The following is a 14,729-nucleotide window of genomic DNA, read 5'->3' as shown; positions in this document are numbered from 1 at the left end:
ATAGAAAATTGGATAATAAATAATAAAAAAGGATGCCTAAAGCATCCTTTTAAAAATCTTAAAATTACTTATTGTACTAGCTCTTGCTCACTAAATTCTTCATCAAACATTGGGCTTGATAAGTAACGCTCAGTTGCACTAGGTAGGATAACAACAATATTTTTATCTGCGTTTTCAGGTTTTTCAGCAATTCGCTTAGCTGCAACAACCGCAGCACCTGACGAAATACCGACTAAAATACCTTCTTTTTTCATTAACTGATGCGCCATTGCAATTGCGTCTTCGTTAGATACAAGCTCGGCACCATCAATTAAGTCCATATCTAAGTTGCCAGGGATAAAGCCAGCACCAATACCTTGGATTTTATGAGGGCCAGGTTTAATTTCTTCACCGGCAAGCGTTTGGCTAATAACAGGAGAGTTAGTTGGCTCAACAGCAATAGACTTAACGTTTAAACCTTTTTCTGTTTTAAGGTAGCGGCTAACACCTGTAATAGTACCACCAGTACCTACACCTGCTACAAAAAAGTCTACTTTGCCGTCAAGCGCATCGTAAATTTCAGGGCCTGTTGTTTCAAAGTGAATTTTTGGGTTTGCAGGGTTTTCGAATTGTTGTAATAAAATATACTTATCAGGTGCTGTTGCTTGAATTTCTTTTGCTTTTTCAATTGCGCCATTCATACCTTTAGCACCGTCGGTAAGCACTAGATTTGCACCTAATGCTTTTAATAGCTTGCGACGTTCTAGGCTCATGGTGTTTGGCATAGTAAGTGTTAACTTGTAACCACGTGCTGCTGCAACAAATGCAAGTGCAATACCGGTGTTCCCCGATGTTGGTTCTATAAGTTCTTTACCTTCAACAAGCTGACCTGATTTTTCAGCTTCCCAAATCATCGATGCACCAATGCGGCATTTGATACTAAAGCTTGGATTACGAGATTCAACTTTAGCGTATACATTCCCACCTGTAACACGGTTAAGTTTTACCAGCGGTGTATTACCGATGCTTAGTGAGTTATCTTCAAAAATAGTAGACATAATGTTCCTTTGGATGCAATCTGATCAACGTGTTAATAGCCTTTGCTACTAACTATATAAACACACTTTACTGTGAGTTTAAAAAAACTAAAGTAAAGTTTGGCTATAACATATATCTATTGGGCTTATAACCAGCCGAAATAAAAATCAATTATTAACGGTGCTTTAGTTATTATAGGTGCGGGCTTAATTTGAAATTTAAAGAGTAAAAACTCGTTTAGTCAAAAAATGTTCGAAAGAGCATTGGATCAAGCTATATTTGTTCGTTATTTGTGCATATGAATGTAACTTGAATAGTTTTATCACACAATGCATCTAAAACATGATAAAAACACGTATCTAAATTCAATTAAGCAATCACAATGAAGTTAATCTTAAAATTAATTGCCGGTATTGTGGCCGGTATCTTAGTCGGACTATATGTACCTATAACTGGTGTTGAACTTTTATTTACAGTAAAAGAGCTGATTGGTCAAATTATCTCCTTTACCATCCCTCTTATCATTTTATTTTTTATTGCATCGGGTATTGCTGGCCTACCAAAAGGGTCTGGTCACTTACTTGGTAAAACAGTCGGGTTTGCTTACAGCTCTACCATTATTGCAGGTACGCTTGCATTTTTATTAGTAAGTGCTGTTATACCTTTTTTAAGTGGTGGCATTACATTTGAAGCAGAAGTTGCTACTGAAATAGGTAGTTTTATTGATTTAGAAATTCCACCTCTGATGGGTGTAATGACCGCATTAGTGACTGCTTTTGTATTTGGTATAGGCATGAGCCAACTAGAACTTGATACGCTTAAAAAGGTGTCTGATCAGGGTCGTGATGTAGTGGACGGGTTATTATCGAAAGTAATTATTCCAGCTTTACCATTTTACATTGCTGGCGTATTTGCCGAAATGACGGTGGCAGGCACTGTGGTAGATACGTTGCAAACATTTGGTGTAGTACTAATTGCAGCGCTTGTTATGCATTGGTTATGGTTAAGCGTTTTATATATAGCGACAGGTATATTGTTAAAACGTAATCCAATCGAATTAGTTAAAAATATGCTACCAGCTTACTTTACAGCGTTAGGTACTATGTCAAGTGCAGCAACGATTCCAGTATCGCTTCAATCAAGTAAAGCAAATAACGTTAAAGAAGATGTAGCTAACTTTACAGTGCCACTTTGCGCGACTATTCACTTATCTGGCTCAACTATCACTATAGTAACCTGTGCAATGGCTGTTATGTTTTTATCGCCAAGCATGGAAGTTCCTTCATTAATGGGTATGCTACCGTTTATTATGATGTTAGGTGTAGTAATGATTGCAGCACCGGGTGCGCCAGGTGGTGCAGTCATGTCGGCGCTTGGTTTATTAACAAGCATGCTTGGGTTTAATGAAGGTGCTGTTGCATTAATGATTGCACTTTATTTAGCACAAGATAGCTTTGGTACTGCGTGTAATGTAACGGGTGATGGTATCATTGCGTTATGGGTTGACAGATTTAGCGAAAAATCGTCATCTTAAACTATTAGAGCGAGGCAATAATATTAATTATTGTTTCGCTTTATGTATGTTACTGTGGCAAATTAATTTAATTAAATTGCATGTTGTTAGGTAAGTGAGGATGTTCCATTGATTAATGTACTTTTAGTTGATGACCATGAACTTGTACGAACAGGAATCAAGCGTATTCTTGATGACGTACGAGGGTTTAAAGTAATTGGCGAAGCTAAAACTGGCGAAGAGGCTGTACAGTTTTGTCGTCAGCATGCGCCAAACATAGTATTAATGGATATGAATATGCCAGGCATGGGCGGATTAGAAGCGACTAAAAAGATTTGTCGTTACTGCCCAGATGTAAAAATTATTGTGCTTACTGTTAATTGTGAAGACCCGTTTCCGAGCAAGGTAATGCAAATTGGTGCACATGGCTTTTTAACTAAAGGTGCAGGCTCTGACGAAATGGTTCGTGCCATTCGTTGTGTTCATGCTGGTCAGCGTTACATTGCACCTGAAATTGCACAGCAGATAGCGCTTGCACAAGTGACAGGCCGCACAGATGAAAACCCTTTTCAGAGTTTATCTGAGCGCGAACTGCAAATTATGCTTATGATCACCAAAGGTGAAAAAGCACAAAATATAGCTGAACGCTTAAATCTAAGCTCTAAAACAGTAAATAGCTATCGTTACCGTATGTTTGAAAAGTTAAATGTAGGTGGTGATGTTGAGCTTACCCATTTAGCTATTCGTCATAAAATGATTGATATAGACGTTTCGTACTAACTATAATTTATGTCTGAATTCGATCACGTACATTTTCTCAAAACGCTATCAAGTGAGCCGGGCGTATACCGCATGCTTGATAGTGACAACCAAGTTATTTATGTTGGTAAAGCAAAGCATCTAAAAAAGCGTGTGAGCAGTTACTTTAGAAGTAACATTACCGATAGCAAAACACGCGTTTTAGTGAGTAATATTTGTAACATTGAAGTCACCCTCACCAATACTGAAACCGAAGCGCTGCTGCTAGAAAATAATCTAATAAAAAAATATCAGCCTCGGTACAACATATTATTACGCGACGATAAGTCGTACCCCTATATTTTACTCACTAGCCATAAACACCCTCGTTTAGCATTTCATCGTGGCAGTCGTAAAATTAAAGGTGAGTACTTTGGGCCTTTCCCAAGCGCAGGAGCGGTATCTGAAAGCTTGCGGTTAATGCAAAAAATATTTCCTGTTCGTCAATGTGAAGATGCTTATTACCGCGCAAGAAGTCGCCCGTGTCTGCAATATCAACTTAAACGTTGCTCAGCTCCATGTGTAAATAAAGTAACTGATGATGATTATAGTGAGCAAGTTGACTATGTTCGTAAATTTTTAACGGGTAAATCTCACGAAGTTATTGCTGATTTAATAAAAAAAATGGAAGCAGCCAGCCTGCAATTAAACTTTGAATTGGCGGCAAAAGTTCGCGACCAAATAATGCTACTTCGTAAAATGCAGGAGCAACAGTCTATTTCTGGTAACTTTGCAGAAATGGATGTTGTCGGTTTTGCGCATTTAAACGGGTTAAACGGCATTCATTTATTAATGATCCGCGATCATAAAGTACTGGGTAGTAAAACCTATTTTCCAAAAGTACCTAAAGATTCGAGTGAGCAAGAAATATTGACTTCATTTTTAGGACAGTACTATTTAGCGCCAGGAGCAACAGGGCGTATTGCAAAAGAAATCATATTACCGTTTGAAATAGAAGAGAGCGGGGCACTCGGCGAAGCGCTTACACAAATAAGTGAGCGCAAAGTAATCCTTAAAGTGGTCACTCGTGGTGAGCGTGCGCAATACTTACAACTGGCCAATAAAAATGCATTAAACAGTATTGCGGTTAAACAAAGTACCCAAGACTCTATTAATAAACGTTATGCACAATTAAAAGCAACACTGCGACTTGACGATATTACCCGAATGGAGTGTTTTGATATAAGCCACACCATGGGGGAGAACACCGTTGCAAGTTGTGTTGTATTTGACTCACAAGGCCCAAATACAAAAGAGTATAGGCGCTACAACGTAACAGGTATTACAGGTGGCGATGATTATGCTGCAATGGAATTTGCACTTAACAAGCGCTATAACAAGTTAGTAGACGAAGACAAAATTCCAGACGTTATCTTTATTGATGGCGGTAAGGGGCAGTTAGGACGCGCTGAGCAGTACTTTTCTAATTGGCCGCACACTAAAATGCCTTTATTAGTCGGTGTTGCAAAAGGAACGAGTCGTAAACCCGGTCTTGAAACACTATTGATTGACGGTGGACGCAAAACCATTCCGATGGATTCAGATGCGCCTGCGCTTCATTTGATTCAGCATATACGTGATGAGTCTCACCGTTTTGCTATTGCAGGGCATCGTAATAAACGACAAAAACAACGTACACAATCACTACTAGAAGAAATAAATGGAGTAGGTTCTAAGCGTCGCCAAACATTATTAAAATATTTAGGGGGCATGCAGGGTGTAAAAGCTGCTAATATAGAACAGTTAAAGAAAGTTCCTGGGATCAGCCCTGACATGGCTGAGAAGATATTTAACCATTTGCATGACAAGGGCTAGCCCTACATGCGAATATAGCAAAAAAGACATATCCAAGTAGTTATGTGGAATATTCCAAACACACTCACAACATTTAGACTTTTTCTTATCCCCGTTTTTTTGGTGATATTTTATTTGCCTTATAGCTGGGCTTTTTTTGCTGCCGCCTTTATTTTTTGGCTTGCATCGATCACCGATATATTAGACGGTTATTTGGCAAGAAAGCTTGAGCAATCAACTCCTTTTGGTGCTTTTTTAGATCCTGTTGCTGACAAAGTAATGGTATGTGCTGCACTTGTAGCGTTATCTGATCAGTACCAGTCAATGTACATGACAATACCTGCTCTTATTATAATAAGCCGTGAAATTATCATATCTGCACTTCGTGAATGGATGGCAGAGCAGGGTAAGCGTGGTAATGTAGCTGTATCAAATATGGGTAAAATAAAGACAGCTGCACAAATGTTAGCCATTATCGGTTTGATTTGGCAATATGATACGTGGATGAACTATTTAAGTTTTGGACTACTGTACATTGCGACCTTTTTAACCTTGAGTTCTATGATGCAATATTTACGTGCAGCATGGGGTGAATTGACTAAAAATTAACTCTAAATGTATAATAACGCACCGTTTTAGATAAAAAACAAGCAAACAGTTCAAAACTAGCATTTTTTGTATTGACGCGTTTAATAATCTCTGTAGAATGCGTCCGTGTTGAGAGGGCATAGCCCCCGAGATAAACAAAACGGTAATTAATCAGTTACCTGAATGTTCACATAAATCATCATGTGTTAATTCAAATAACTGATAAATAAAATGCGGTACTAGCTCAGTTGGTAGAGCGCGACCTTGCCAAGGTCGAGGTCACGAGTTCGAGCCTCGTGTACCGCTCCAAGTTTATCTCAAGGTTATTACTCCAGTATTGGGGCGGAATGGCAGAGTGGCCATGCACCGGATTGCAAATCCGTTTACCTCGGTTCGACTCCGGGTTCCGCCTCCATTTCAACACTCCACACGCTTTAATTAGCAAACTCGATGCCCGAGTGGTGGAATTGGTAGACACAAGGGATTTAAAATCCCTCGACTAACAAGTCGTGCCGGTTCAAGTCCGGCCTCGGGCACCACTTTGTGGTTTAATTACATTACCAAGTGTAATTTATAAAATGATTAATTTAGAATTAATATGATGCGGTACTAGCTCAGTTGGTAGAGCGCGACCTTGCCAAGGTCGAGGTCACGAGTTCGAGCCTCGTGTACCGCTCCATATTAGTTTTATCCACTTGCTTTTAATAGCAAACTCGATGCCCGAGTGGTGGAATTGGTAGACACAAGGGATTTAAAATCCCTCGACTAACAAGTCGTGCCGGTTCAAGTCCGGCCTCGGGCACCACTTTAAATTATTTTACCAAGATGATTTGAAGTTGATAAAACAGTATTTTGCGGTACTAGCTCAGTTGGTAGAGCGCGACCTTGCCAAGGTCGAGGTCACGAGTTCGAGCCTCGTGTACCGCTCCAAATTATTTGGATACATTTAGGCGGAATGGCAGAGTGGCCATGCACCGGATTGCAAATCCGTTTACCTCGGTTCGACTCCGGGTTCCGCCTCCATATAATTTACTCCACACGCTTTAATTAGCAAACTCGATGCCCGAGTGGTGGAATTGGTAGACACAAGGGATTTAAAATCCCTCGACTAACAAGTCGTGCCGGTTCAAGTCCGGCCTCGGGCACCATCTTATATATTAAGCGCTCTGCTTAAAAAGTATCTAATAAATCTTCCAATATCTATAAAATATCCAGTAAAAATCCTGATTTATCATTTTTATGTTTTCTATGATTTATATTATCTTGATATGCACTATTTTATGCATGGTCTACCCAATAATAGCGTTGTGTGATAGTTCATTAAGAGTTTGTATATCTATCGTATTAAAGATATACATGAGTAAGCATAATGTAATATTTCCAAACCCAATCCTATAGCGCCTCAAATAAACCAGCCATGCAATCCTTAGCGACACACAGTACTTAATGCTAATGAATACACTTTGAACTGAACTAAAGCGTCATAGACTTATGATACTAACCAGTAAAGTAGGCCATTAGCTTTAAAAAATTCAAAACAGTAAAGCAATCTACACCTCGAGAGCAAACAACCTTGAAAGCAAAGTTCAAACACCTATGTGCTGGTAGCATAAAGTAATATCAATCTGCTTATATATGGGGTCTATTTAAGGTTAAGGAAATTACGCTAGATCTAGGCAAAATTTTTTGTATCTAGTGTTCTAAATAAAATTTTTAACGACGTTATAGTGCAATTTAATTCGTTAAATTGCTCAGAGATTTATGCAGGTTGGTATAGTTGTCGAATTGGTTGCTAACACATGCTCATTGGAAGTTAAAAATCGCGGGTAAGAGTAAGTCTAGAGTTATGGTGAGAACTTCAAATAGGTAAACAATAAAGTGCTTATACATAATGCAGAGCTATGGGCATTAAACATCTGTTTTTGTAGGTTGTCTTGTCTGGCTGATAATCAGATAATGTCTATACAGTTCTTATAGTCCGTAACAGCTTTTACGTATAAATGATCGAGTGCTATGTGTCAGGACTTTTTATTTTTAGAACTAAAAAAGCGAGCCGTAGCTCGCTGTTTATTGTTTATTTCCAGGCCTCGGGATCGACCTCTTTAGCAAGTTTAGGATGCTTACTTTTGTCAAAGGTGGGTATTAAGCCCTTTTTGCGTTGTTCGTTGTAATCTTTAGAGAGCCATACAACAACACCTGAAAGCATAAATAGCGCTATAACGTTTACAATGGCCATTAAACCCATTGATATATCTGCCAGCGTCCAAATTAAACCAAGCTCACCAACAGCACCAAACATCACCATACCTAAAACAACAAGTCTAAAGATAAACATACCTTTATTAGAGTTGTGCTCTAAAAACATTAAATTTGTTTCAGCGTAAGAGTAATTAGCCACAATAGAAGTAAAAGCAAAAAACAATATAGCAATGGCAATAAAGTAAGTACCCCAGTCGCCGACATGTTCTTGTAATGCTGCTTGTGTAAGTTCAATCCCCATAACACCAGATTCAGGTACTAATTGCTGCGATAGTAAAATAAGAGAAGCAGTCGCTGTACAAATAACAATAGTATCAATAAATACACCTAGCATTTGCACATAACCTTGTGATGCTGGATGAGGAGGGTAAGGTGTCGCAGTGGCTGCAGCATTAGCTGCACTACCCATACCAGCTTCGTTTGAGAATAAGCCACGCTTTATACCTTGGATCATAGCTTGTGTAACACCATAACCAATTGCACCTGCACCAGCTTGTTCAATACCAAAAGCACTTTTTATTATAAGTACAATTACATCAGGTAATGCAGTAAAGTTAATAGCGCATACATAAAGAGCCACTAACAAGTAAGCTAATGCCATAAATGGGACAACCATTTCAGCAAAACGAGAAATCGTTTTCAAACCACCAAAAATAATAATACCAGAGCCAATAACCAAGCAAATGCCTACTATATACTTAGGTACATCAAACGCTACTTCAAATGCTGCAGCAATAGAGTTTGACTGTACGGCGTTAAATACCAAACCAAAGGCTAAAATTAAGCATAACGAGAATAAAGTCCCCATCCAGCGTTTACCTAAACCGTTTTGCATATAATAAGCAGGGCCACCTCTAAAATTGCCATCAGCATCTTTTGTTTTATAAGCCTGAGCCAAAGTACTTTCAGCAAAGCTTGTAGCCATACCTATTAATGCAATAAGCCACATCCAAAAAATAGCACCTGGCCCACCTAGGTATAAGGCAACAGCAACACCAGCCATATTACCTGTACCAACACGTGCAGCTAACGAAGTACAAAAAGCCTGAAAGGATGAAATTTCATTATCGGCACATTTACGAGAGCCAAACATAACTTTGAACATATGTGGAAATTGCACAAACTGAATAAAGCCTAGTCGAAAAGTAAAAAAGAGGCCTGCTGCTATTAATAAGTAGACGAGAACTTGGCCCCATAGAAGGGCACTTATACTGTTTATTATGTCTGTCATGGATACTGCCTAAATACATGAGTTAAAAAAAGTGACCGCAACTTATCACATCAGGATAAAAGTGTTTAGTTTTAAAGTTCAAAAACAGAGTTGTCAACAGGGTTTTGTGGGTAACCTGTGTTTATCATGTGTGCTTGCTTGGGGTTTAATTTTAATTACTATTTATGCAAATAACGCTTGCGTAAAATCCGCCGCTCCCTATAATGCGACCCCACTGAGACGGGAAACGCCAACGCATAGCGAGGCACGAACTACTCAGAGAGTTAAATAAAACTTCGGTTTTAAATCTTCTAAAAAGAAAGTTTAAAACTAAGTGTTGACTCGAAAAATAAAGGGTGTATTATTCGCATCCCTTGAGACGCTAAAGCGACTCAAAACGTTCTTTAAAAATATAAAGCAATCATCTGTGTGGGCACTCGTACAGATTGAGTTCTAACAGCCAACCTACTTAGGTAGCGAGGCAAACAAATTAGAGTCTCAATTGAAAACTGAGTGACCAACAGAATAGTTATTTCGGTAATTATTCGGCACAGTCAATTCAATATCGAAAGATATTAAAATAAATTCAGAATTCATTGAGCTGTCGAAAGACATAAAACTTTTTAATTGAAGAGTTTGATCATGGCTCAGATTGAACGCTGGCGGCAGGCCTAACACATGCAAGTCGAGCGGTAACAGAAAGTAGCTTGCTACTTTGCTGACGAGCGGCGGACGGGTGAGTAATGCTTGGGAACATGCCTTGAGGTGGGGGACAACAGTTGGAAACGACTGCTAATACCGCATAATGTCTACGGACCAAAGGGGGCTTCGGCTCTCGCCTTTAGATTGGCCCAAGTGGGATTAGCTAGTTGGTGAGGTAATGGCTCACCAAGGCGACGATCCCTAGCTGGTTTGAGAGGATGATCAGCCACACTGGGACTGAGACACGGCCCAGACTCCTACGGGAGGCAGCAGTGGGGAATATTGCACAATGGGCGCAAGCCTGATGCAGCCATGCCGCGTGTGTGAAGAAGGCCTTCGGGTTGTAAAGCACTTTCAGTCAGGAGGAAAGCGTGGTGGTTAATACCCATCATGTGTGACGTTACTGACAGAAGAAGCACCGGCTAACTCCGTGCCAGCAGCCGCGGTAATACGGAGGGTGCGAGCGTTAATCGGAATTACTGGGCGTAAAGCGTACGCAGGCGGTTTGTTAAGCGAGATGTGAAAGCCCCGGGCTCAACCTGGGAACTGCATTTCGAACTGGCAAACTAGAGTGTGATAGAGGGTGGTAGAATTTCAGGTGTAGCGGTGAAATGCGTAGAGATCTGAAGGAATACCGATGGCGAAGGCAGCCACCTGGGTCAACACTGACGCTCATGTACGAAAGCGTGGGGAGCAAACGGGATTAGATACCCCGGTAGTCCACGCCGTAAACGATGTCTACTAGAAGCTCGGAGCCTCGGTTCTGTTTTTCAAAGCTAACGCATTAAGTAGACCGCCTGGGGAGTACGGCCGCAAGGTTAAAACTCAAATGAATTGACGGGGGCCCGCACAAGCGGTGGAGCATGTGGTTTAATTCGATGCAACGCGAAGAACCTTACCTACACTTGACATACAGAGAACTTACCAGAGATGGTTTGGTGCCTTCGGGAACTCTGATACAGGTGCTGCATGGCTGTCGTCAGCTCGTGTTGTGAGATGTTGGGTTAAGTCCCGCAACGAGCGCAACCCCTATCCTTAGTTGCTAGCAGGTAATGCTGAGAACTCTAAGGAGACTGCCGGTGATAAACCGGAGGAAGGTGGGGACGACGTCAAGTCATCATGGCCCTTACGTGTAGGGCTACACACGTGCTACAATGGCGCATACAGAGTGCTGCGAACTCGCGAGAGTAAGCGAATCACTTAAAGTGCGTCGTAGTCCGGATTGGAGTCTGCAACTCGACTCCATGAAGTCGGAATCGCTAGTAATCGCGTATCAGAATGACGCGGTGAATACGTTCCCGGGCCTTGTACACACCGCCCGTCACACCATGGGAGTGGGTTGCTCCAGAAGTAGATAGTCTAACCCTCGGGAGGACGTTTACCACGGAGTGATTCATGACTGGGGTGAAGTCGTAACAAGGTAGCCCTAGGGGAACCTGGGGCTGGATCACCTCCTTATACGATTTAGAACTTATTTGTTCGTAGTGTCCACACAGATGATTGTTAATTAGTGCGTGTCCCTTCGGGATAACTAATTAATAAGCTCTTTAAAAATTTGGAAAAGCTGATAATAAAATTCTGATGAATACATTGTATTTATCAAGAGTTTTCAAAAGTAAAAAAAGAATGGTAGCAGTACCATTCAGTGCCATTTAGTTAACTCTTATGAGTTGATTGATTGGTATCTACTTTAGTATTCAATATTGACTTCTGGCGAAGTTAAACTGTCACAAAACAAAGACCCGTTTGGGTTGTATGGTTAAGTGACTAAGCGTACACGGTGGATGCCTTGGCAGTTGGAGGCGATGAAGGACGTATTAACTTGCGATAAGCTTAGTCAAGCTAGTAAAAAGCGCTTGAGACTAAGATTTCCGAATGGGGAAACCCACCTGCTTGCAGGTATCGTTAACTGAATACATAGGTTAACGAAGCGAACGCGGAGAACTGAAACATCTAAGTACCCGTAGGAAAAGAAATCAACCGAGATTCCGAAAGTAGCGGCGAGCGAAATCGGAACAGCCCTTAAGCTTATTATGTGTTAATGGAAGGCTGCTGGAAAGCGCCACGATACAGGGTGATAGTCCCGTACATGAAAAGACATTTTAAGTGAAATCGAGTAGGTCGGAGCACGTGAAACTTTGACTGAATATAGGTGGACCATCATCTAAGGCTAAATACTCCCAACTGACCGATAGTGAACCAGTACCGTGAGGGAAAGGCGAAAAGAACCCCTGTGAGGGGAGTGAAATAGAACCTGAAACCGTGTACGTACAAGCAGTAGGAGCCCACTTGTTGGGTGACTGCGTACCTTTTGTATAATGGGTCAGCGACTTATATTTTGTAGCGAGGTTAACCGAATAGGGTAGCCGTAGGGAAACCGAGTCTTAACTGGGCGAATAGTTGCAAGGTATAGACCCGAAACCCGGTGATCTAGCCATGGGCAGGTTGAAGGTTGAGTAACATCAACTGGAGGACCGAACCCACTAACGTTGAAAAGTTAGGGGATGACCTGTGGCTAGGAGTGAAAGGCTAATCAAACCGGGAGATAGCTGGTTCTCCCCGAAATCTATTTAGGTAGAGCCTCGGACGAATACTTACGGGGGTAGAGCACTGTTAAGGCTAGGGGGTCATCCCGACTTACCAACCCTTTGCAAACTCCGAATACCGTAAAGTAATATCCGGGAGACACACGGCGGGTGCTAACGTCCGTCGTGAAGAGGGAAACAACCCAGACCGCCAGCTAAGGTCCCAAAGTCATAGTTAAGTGGGAAACGATGTGGAAAGGCCCAGACAGCCAGGAGGTTGGCTTAGAAGCAGCCATCCTTTAAAGAAAGCGTAATAGCTCACTGGTCGAGTCGGTCTGCGCGGAAGATGTAACGGGGCTAAACTATGCACCGAAGCTGCGGATTCAGAATTTATTCTGAGTGGTAGGGGAGCGTTCTGTAAGCCGTTGAAGGTGTACCGGGAGGTATGCTGGAGGTATCAGAAGTGCGAATGCTGACATGAGTAACGATAATGGGAGTGAAAAACTCCCACGCCGGAAGACCAAGGGTTCCTATCCCATGTTAATCAGGGTAGGGTAAGTCGACCCCTAAGGCGAGGCCGAAAGGCGTAGTCGATGGGAAACAGATTAATATTTCTGTACTCGATATAATTGCGATGGGGGGACGGAGCAGGCTAAGCAAGCATAGCGTTGGTAGTCTATGTGAAAGTGAGTAGGGCGTTTGTTTAGGTAAATCCGGACAAACATTAAACCTGAGACACGAGACGAGTCACTACGGTGATGAAGTTGCTGATGCCATACTTCCAGGAAAAGCCTCTAAGCTTCAGATTATATGGAATCGTACCCCAAACCGACACAGGTGGTCAGGTAGAGAATACTAAGGCGCTTGAGAGAACTCGGGTGAAGGAACTAGGCAAAATCGTACCGTAACTTCGGGAGAAGGTACGCTCCTATCTGTGATGAGACTTGCTCTCTAAGCGGACGGGAGCCGCAGTGACCAGGTGGCTGGGACTGTTTATTAAAAACACAGCACTGTGCAAAATCGCAAGATGACGTATACGGTGTGACACCTGCCCGGTGCCGGAAGGTTAATTGATGGGGTTATCCTTAGGGAGAAGCTCTTGATCGAAGCCCCGGTAAACGGCGGCCGTAACTATAACGGTCCTAAGGTAGCGAAATTCCTTGTCGGGTAAGTTCCGACCTGCACGAATGGTGTAACCATGGCCACGCTGTCTCCACCCGAGACTCAGTGAAATTGAAATCGCAGTGAAGATGCTGTGTACCCGCGGCTAGACGGAAAGACCCCGTGAACCTTTACTACAGCTTGGCACTGAACATTGAACCTACATGTGTAGGATAGGTGGGAGACTTTGAAGCAGCGACGCTAGTTGTTGTGGAGTCAACCTTGAAATACCACCCTTGTAGTTTTGATGTTCTAACGTTGGCCCCTGAATCGGGGTTACGGACAGTGCCTGGTGGGTAGTTTGACTGGGGCGGTCTCCTCCTAAAGAGTAACGGAGGAGCACGAAGGTTGGCTAAGTACGGTCGGACATCGTACGGTTAGTGTAATGGTAGAAGCCAGCTTAACTGCGAGACAGACACGTCGAGCAGGTACGAAAGTAGGTCATAGTGATCCGGTGGTTCTGAATGGAAGGGCCATCGCTCAACGGATAAAAGGTACTCCGGGGATAACAGGCTGATACCGCCCAAGAGTTCATATCGACGGCGGTGTTTGGCACCTCGATGTCGGCTCATCACATCCTGGGGCTGAAGTCGGTCCCAAGGGTATGGCTGTTCGCCATTTAAAGTGGTACGCGAGCTGGGTTTAGAACGTCGTGAGACAGTTCGGTCCCTATCTGCCGTGGGCGTTTGAGAATTGAGAGGGGTTGCTCCTAGTACGAGAGGACCGGAGTGAACGAACCGCTGGTGTTCGGGTTGTCATGCCAATGGCATTGCCCGGTAGCTACGTTCGGAACTGATAAGCGCTGAAAGCATCTAAGCGCGAAGCAGGCCTCGAGATGAGTTCTCACTAGACTTTTAAAGTCTCTGAAGGGCCGTTGAAGACTACAACGTTGATAGGCAAGATGTGGAAGTGGTGTGAGCCATTAAGCTAACTTGTACTAATTACCCGTGAGGCTTAACCATACAACGCCAAACGCGTTTTATGTGATAGTGAAACAAGCGAAGAAGTTAATATGACTAAAGTAGATATTACTTAAGAAAGACTTAAAAAATATTATCAGATATTTTCCAAATTCAAGAGGTGACTCTTAGCGCGTAGCGTTAAAGTTGAGGCACCTTGCGCAAAGAAAATGGTAGCACTACGTGCTTGTCATTGATTCTTT

6 protein-coding genes, 8 tRNA genes and 2 rRNA genes are annotated in these 14,729 nt (G+C 42.2%); 14 read left to right on the top strand and 2 right to left on the bottom strand.

Annotation, left to right across the window (positions count from 1 at the left end; all coding sequences use genetic code 11):
- Positions 1 to 68 precede the first annotated feature (68 nt).
- The gene (cysK, locus tag PARC_RS11170; protein WP_002963138.1) at positions 69 to 1,037 is read right to left on the bottom strand and encodes a cysteine synthase A; all 969 of its coding nucleotides are present in this window, start codon (positions 1,035 to 1,037) and stop codon (positions 69 to 71) included.
- Positions 1,038 to 1,399: 362 nt separating this feature from the next.
- Here cysK and PARC_RS11165 point away from each other — a divergent pair, with 362 nt between their 5' ends.
- The 12 genes from PARC_RS11165 to PARC_RS11110 all read left to right on the top strand — a co-directional run bounded on the left by PARC_RS11165 (position 1,400) and on the right by PARC_RS11110 (position 6,858).
- On the top strand, positions 1,400 to 2,551 hold the full coding sequence (locus PARC_RS11165; RefSeq protein ID WP_007587010.1) for a dicarboxylate/amino acid:cation symporter: 1,152 nt from the start codon (positions 1,400 to 1,402) through the stop codon (positions 2,549 to 2,551).
- A 108-nt stretch (positions 2,552 to 2,659) separates the two neighbouring features.
- Entirely contained in the window at positions 2,660 to 3,310 is a 651-nt protein-coding gene (uvrY, locus tag PARC_RS11160; protein ID WP_002963136.1) for a UvrY/SirA/GacA family response regulator transcription factor, read from the top strand.
- A 9-nt stretch (positions 3,311 to 3,319) separates the two neighbouring features.
- Complete coding sequence (gene uvrC, locus PARC_RS11155; protein WP_021032122.1) at positions 3,320 to 5,143, top strand: excinuclease ABC subunit UvrC; 1,824 nt, start codon at positions 3,320 to 3,322, stop codon at positions 5,141 to 5,143.
- A gap of 42 nt (positions 5,144 to 5,185) precedes the next feature.
- Positions 5,186 to 5,731, top strand: a complete 546-nt coding sequence (pgsA, locus tag PARC_RS11150; RefSeq protein ID WP_032827134.1) for a CDP-diacylglycerol--glycerol-3-phosphate 3-phosphatidyltransferase — start codon at positions 5,186 to 5,188, stop codon at positions 5,729 to 5,731.
- Between the two features lie 212 nt (positions 5,732 to 5,943).
- Positions 5,944 to 6,019, top strand: a tRNA-Gly gene (locus tag PARC_RS11145).
- 32 nt (positions 6,020 to 6,051) lie between these two features.
- A tRNA-Cys gene (locus tag PARC_RS11140) sits at positions 6,052 to 6,125 on the top strand.
- A gap of 37 nt (positions 6,126 to 6,162) precedes the next feature.
- Positions 6,163 to 6,249: transfer RNA gene (locus tag PARC_RS11135), tRNA-Leu, on the top strand.
- Between the two features lie 64 nt (positions 6,250 to 6,313).
- Positions 6,314 to 6,389 (top strand) — tRNA-Gly (locus tag PARC_RS11130).
- A gap of 39 nt (positions 6,390 to 6,428) precedes the next feature.
- Positions 6,429 to 6,515, top strand: a tRNA-Leu gene (locus PARC_RS11125).
- 49 nt (positions 6,516 to 6,564) lie between these two features.
- Positions 6,565 to 6,640: transfer RNA gene (locus tag PARC_RS11120), tRNA-Gly, on the top strand.
- 19 nt (positions 6,641 to 6,659) lie between these two features.
- A tRNA-Cys gene (locus tag PARC_RS11115) sits at positions 6,660 to 6,733 on the top strand.
- A gap of 38 nt (positions 6,734 to 6,771) precedes the next feature.
- Positions 6,772 to 6,858, top strand: a tRNA-Leu gene (locus PARC_RS11110).
- A gap of 926 nt (positions 6,859 to 7,784) precedes the next feature.
- Here PARC_RS11110 and PARC_RS11105 read toward each other — a convergent pair.
- Complete coding sequence (locus PARC_RS11105; RefSeq protein ID WP_010555303.1) at positions 7,785 to 9,200, bottom strand: alanine/glycine:cation symporter family protein; 1,416 nt, start codon at positions 9,198 to 9,200, stop codon at positions 7,785 to 7,787.
- A 603-nt stretch (positions 9,201 to 9,803) separates the two neighbouring features.
- Between PARC_RS11105 and PARC_RS11095 the strand changes: the two genes are divergently transcribed.
- A 16S ribosomal RNA gene (locus tag PARC_RS11095) occupies positions 9,804 to 11,339 on the top strand.
- A gap of 299 nt (positions 11,340 to 11,638) precedes the next feature.
- Positions 11,639 to 14,529: ribosomal RNA gene (locus PARC_RS11090) — 23S ribosomal RNA — on the top strand.
- The 16S and 23S rRNA genes sit together here, the layout of an rRNA operon.
- Positions 14,530 to 14,729 lie beyond the last annotated feature (200 nt).

This window comes from Pseudoalteromonas arctica A 37-1-2 (assembly GCF_000238395.3).
GTDB lineage: Bacteria > Pseudomonadota > Gammaproteobacteria > Enterobacterales > Alteromonadaceae > Pseudoalteromonas > Pseudoalteromonas arctica.
The sequence above is the reverse complement of the archived record's forward strand: the minus strand, read 5'-3'. Positions and strand labels throughout refer to the sequence as shown.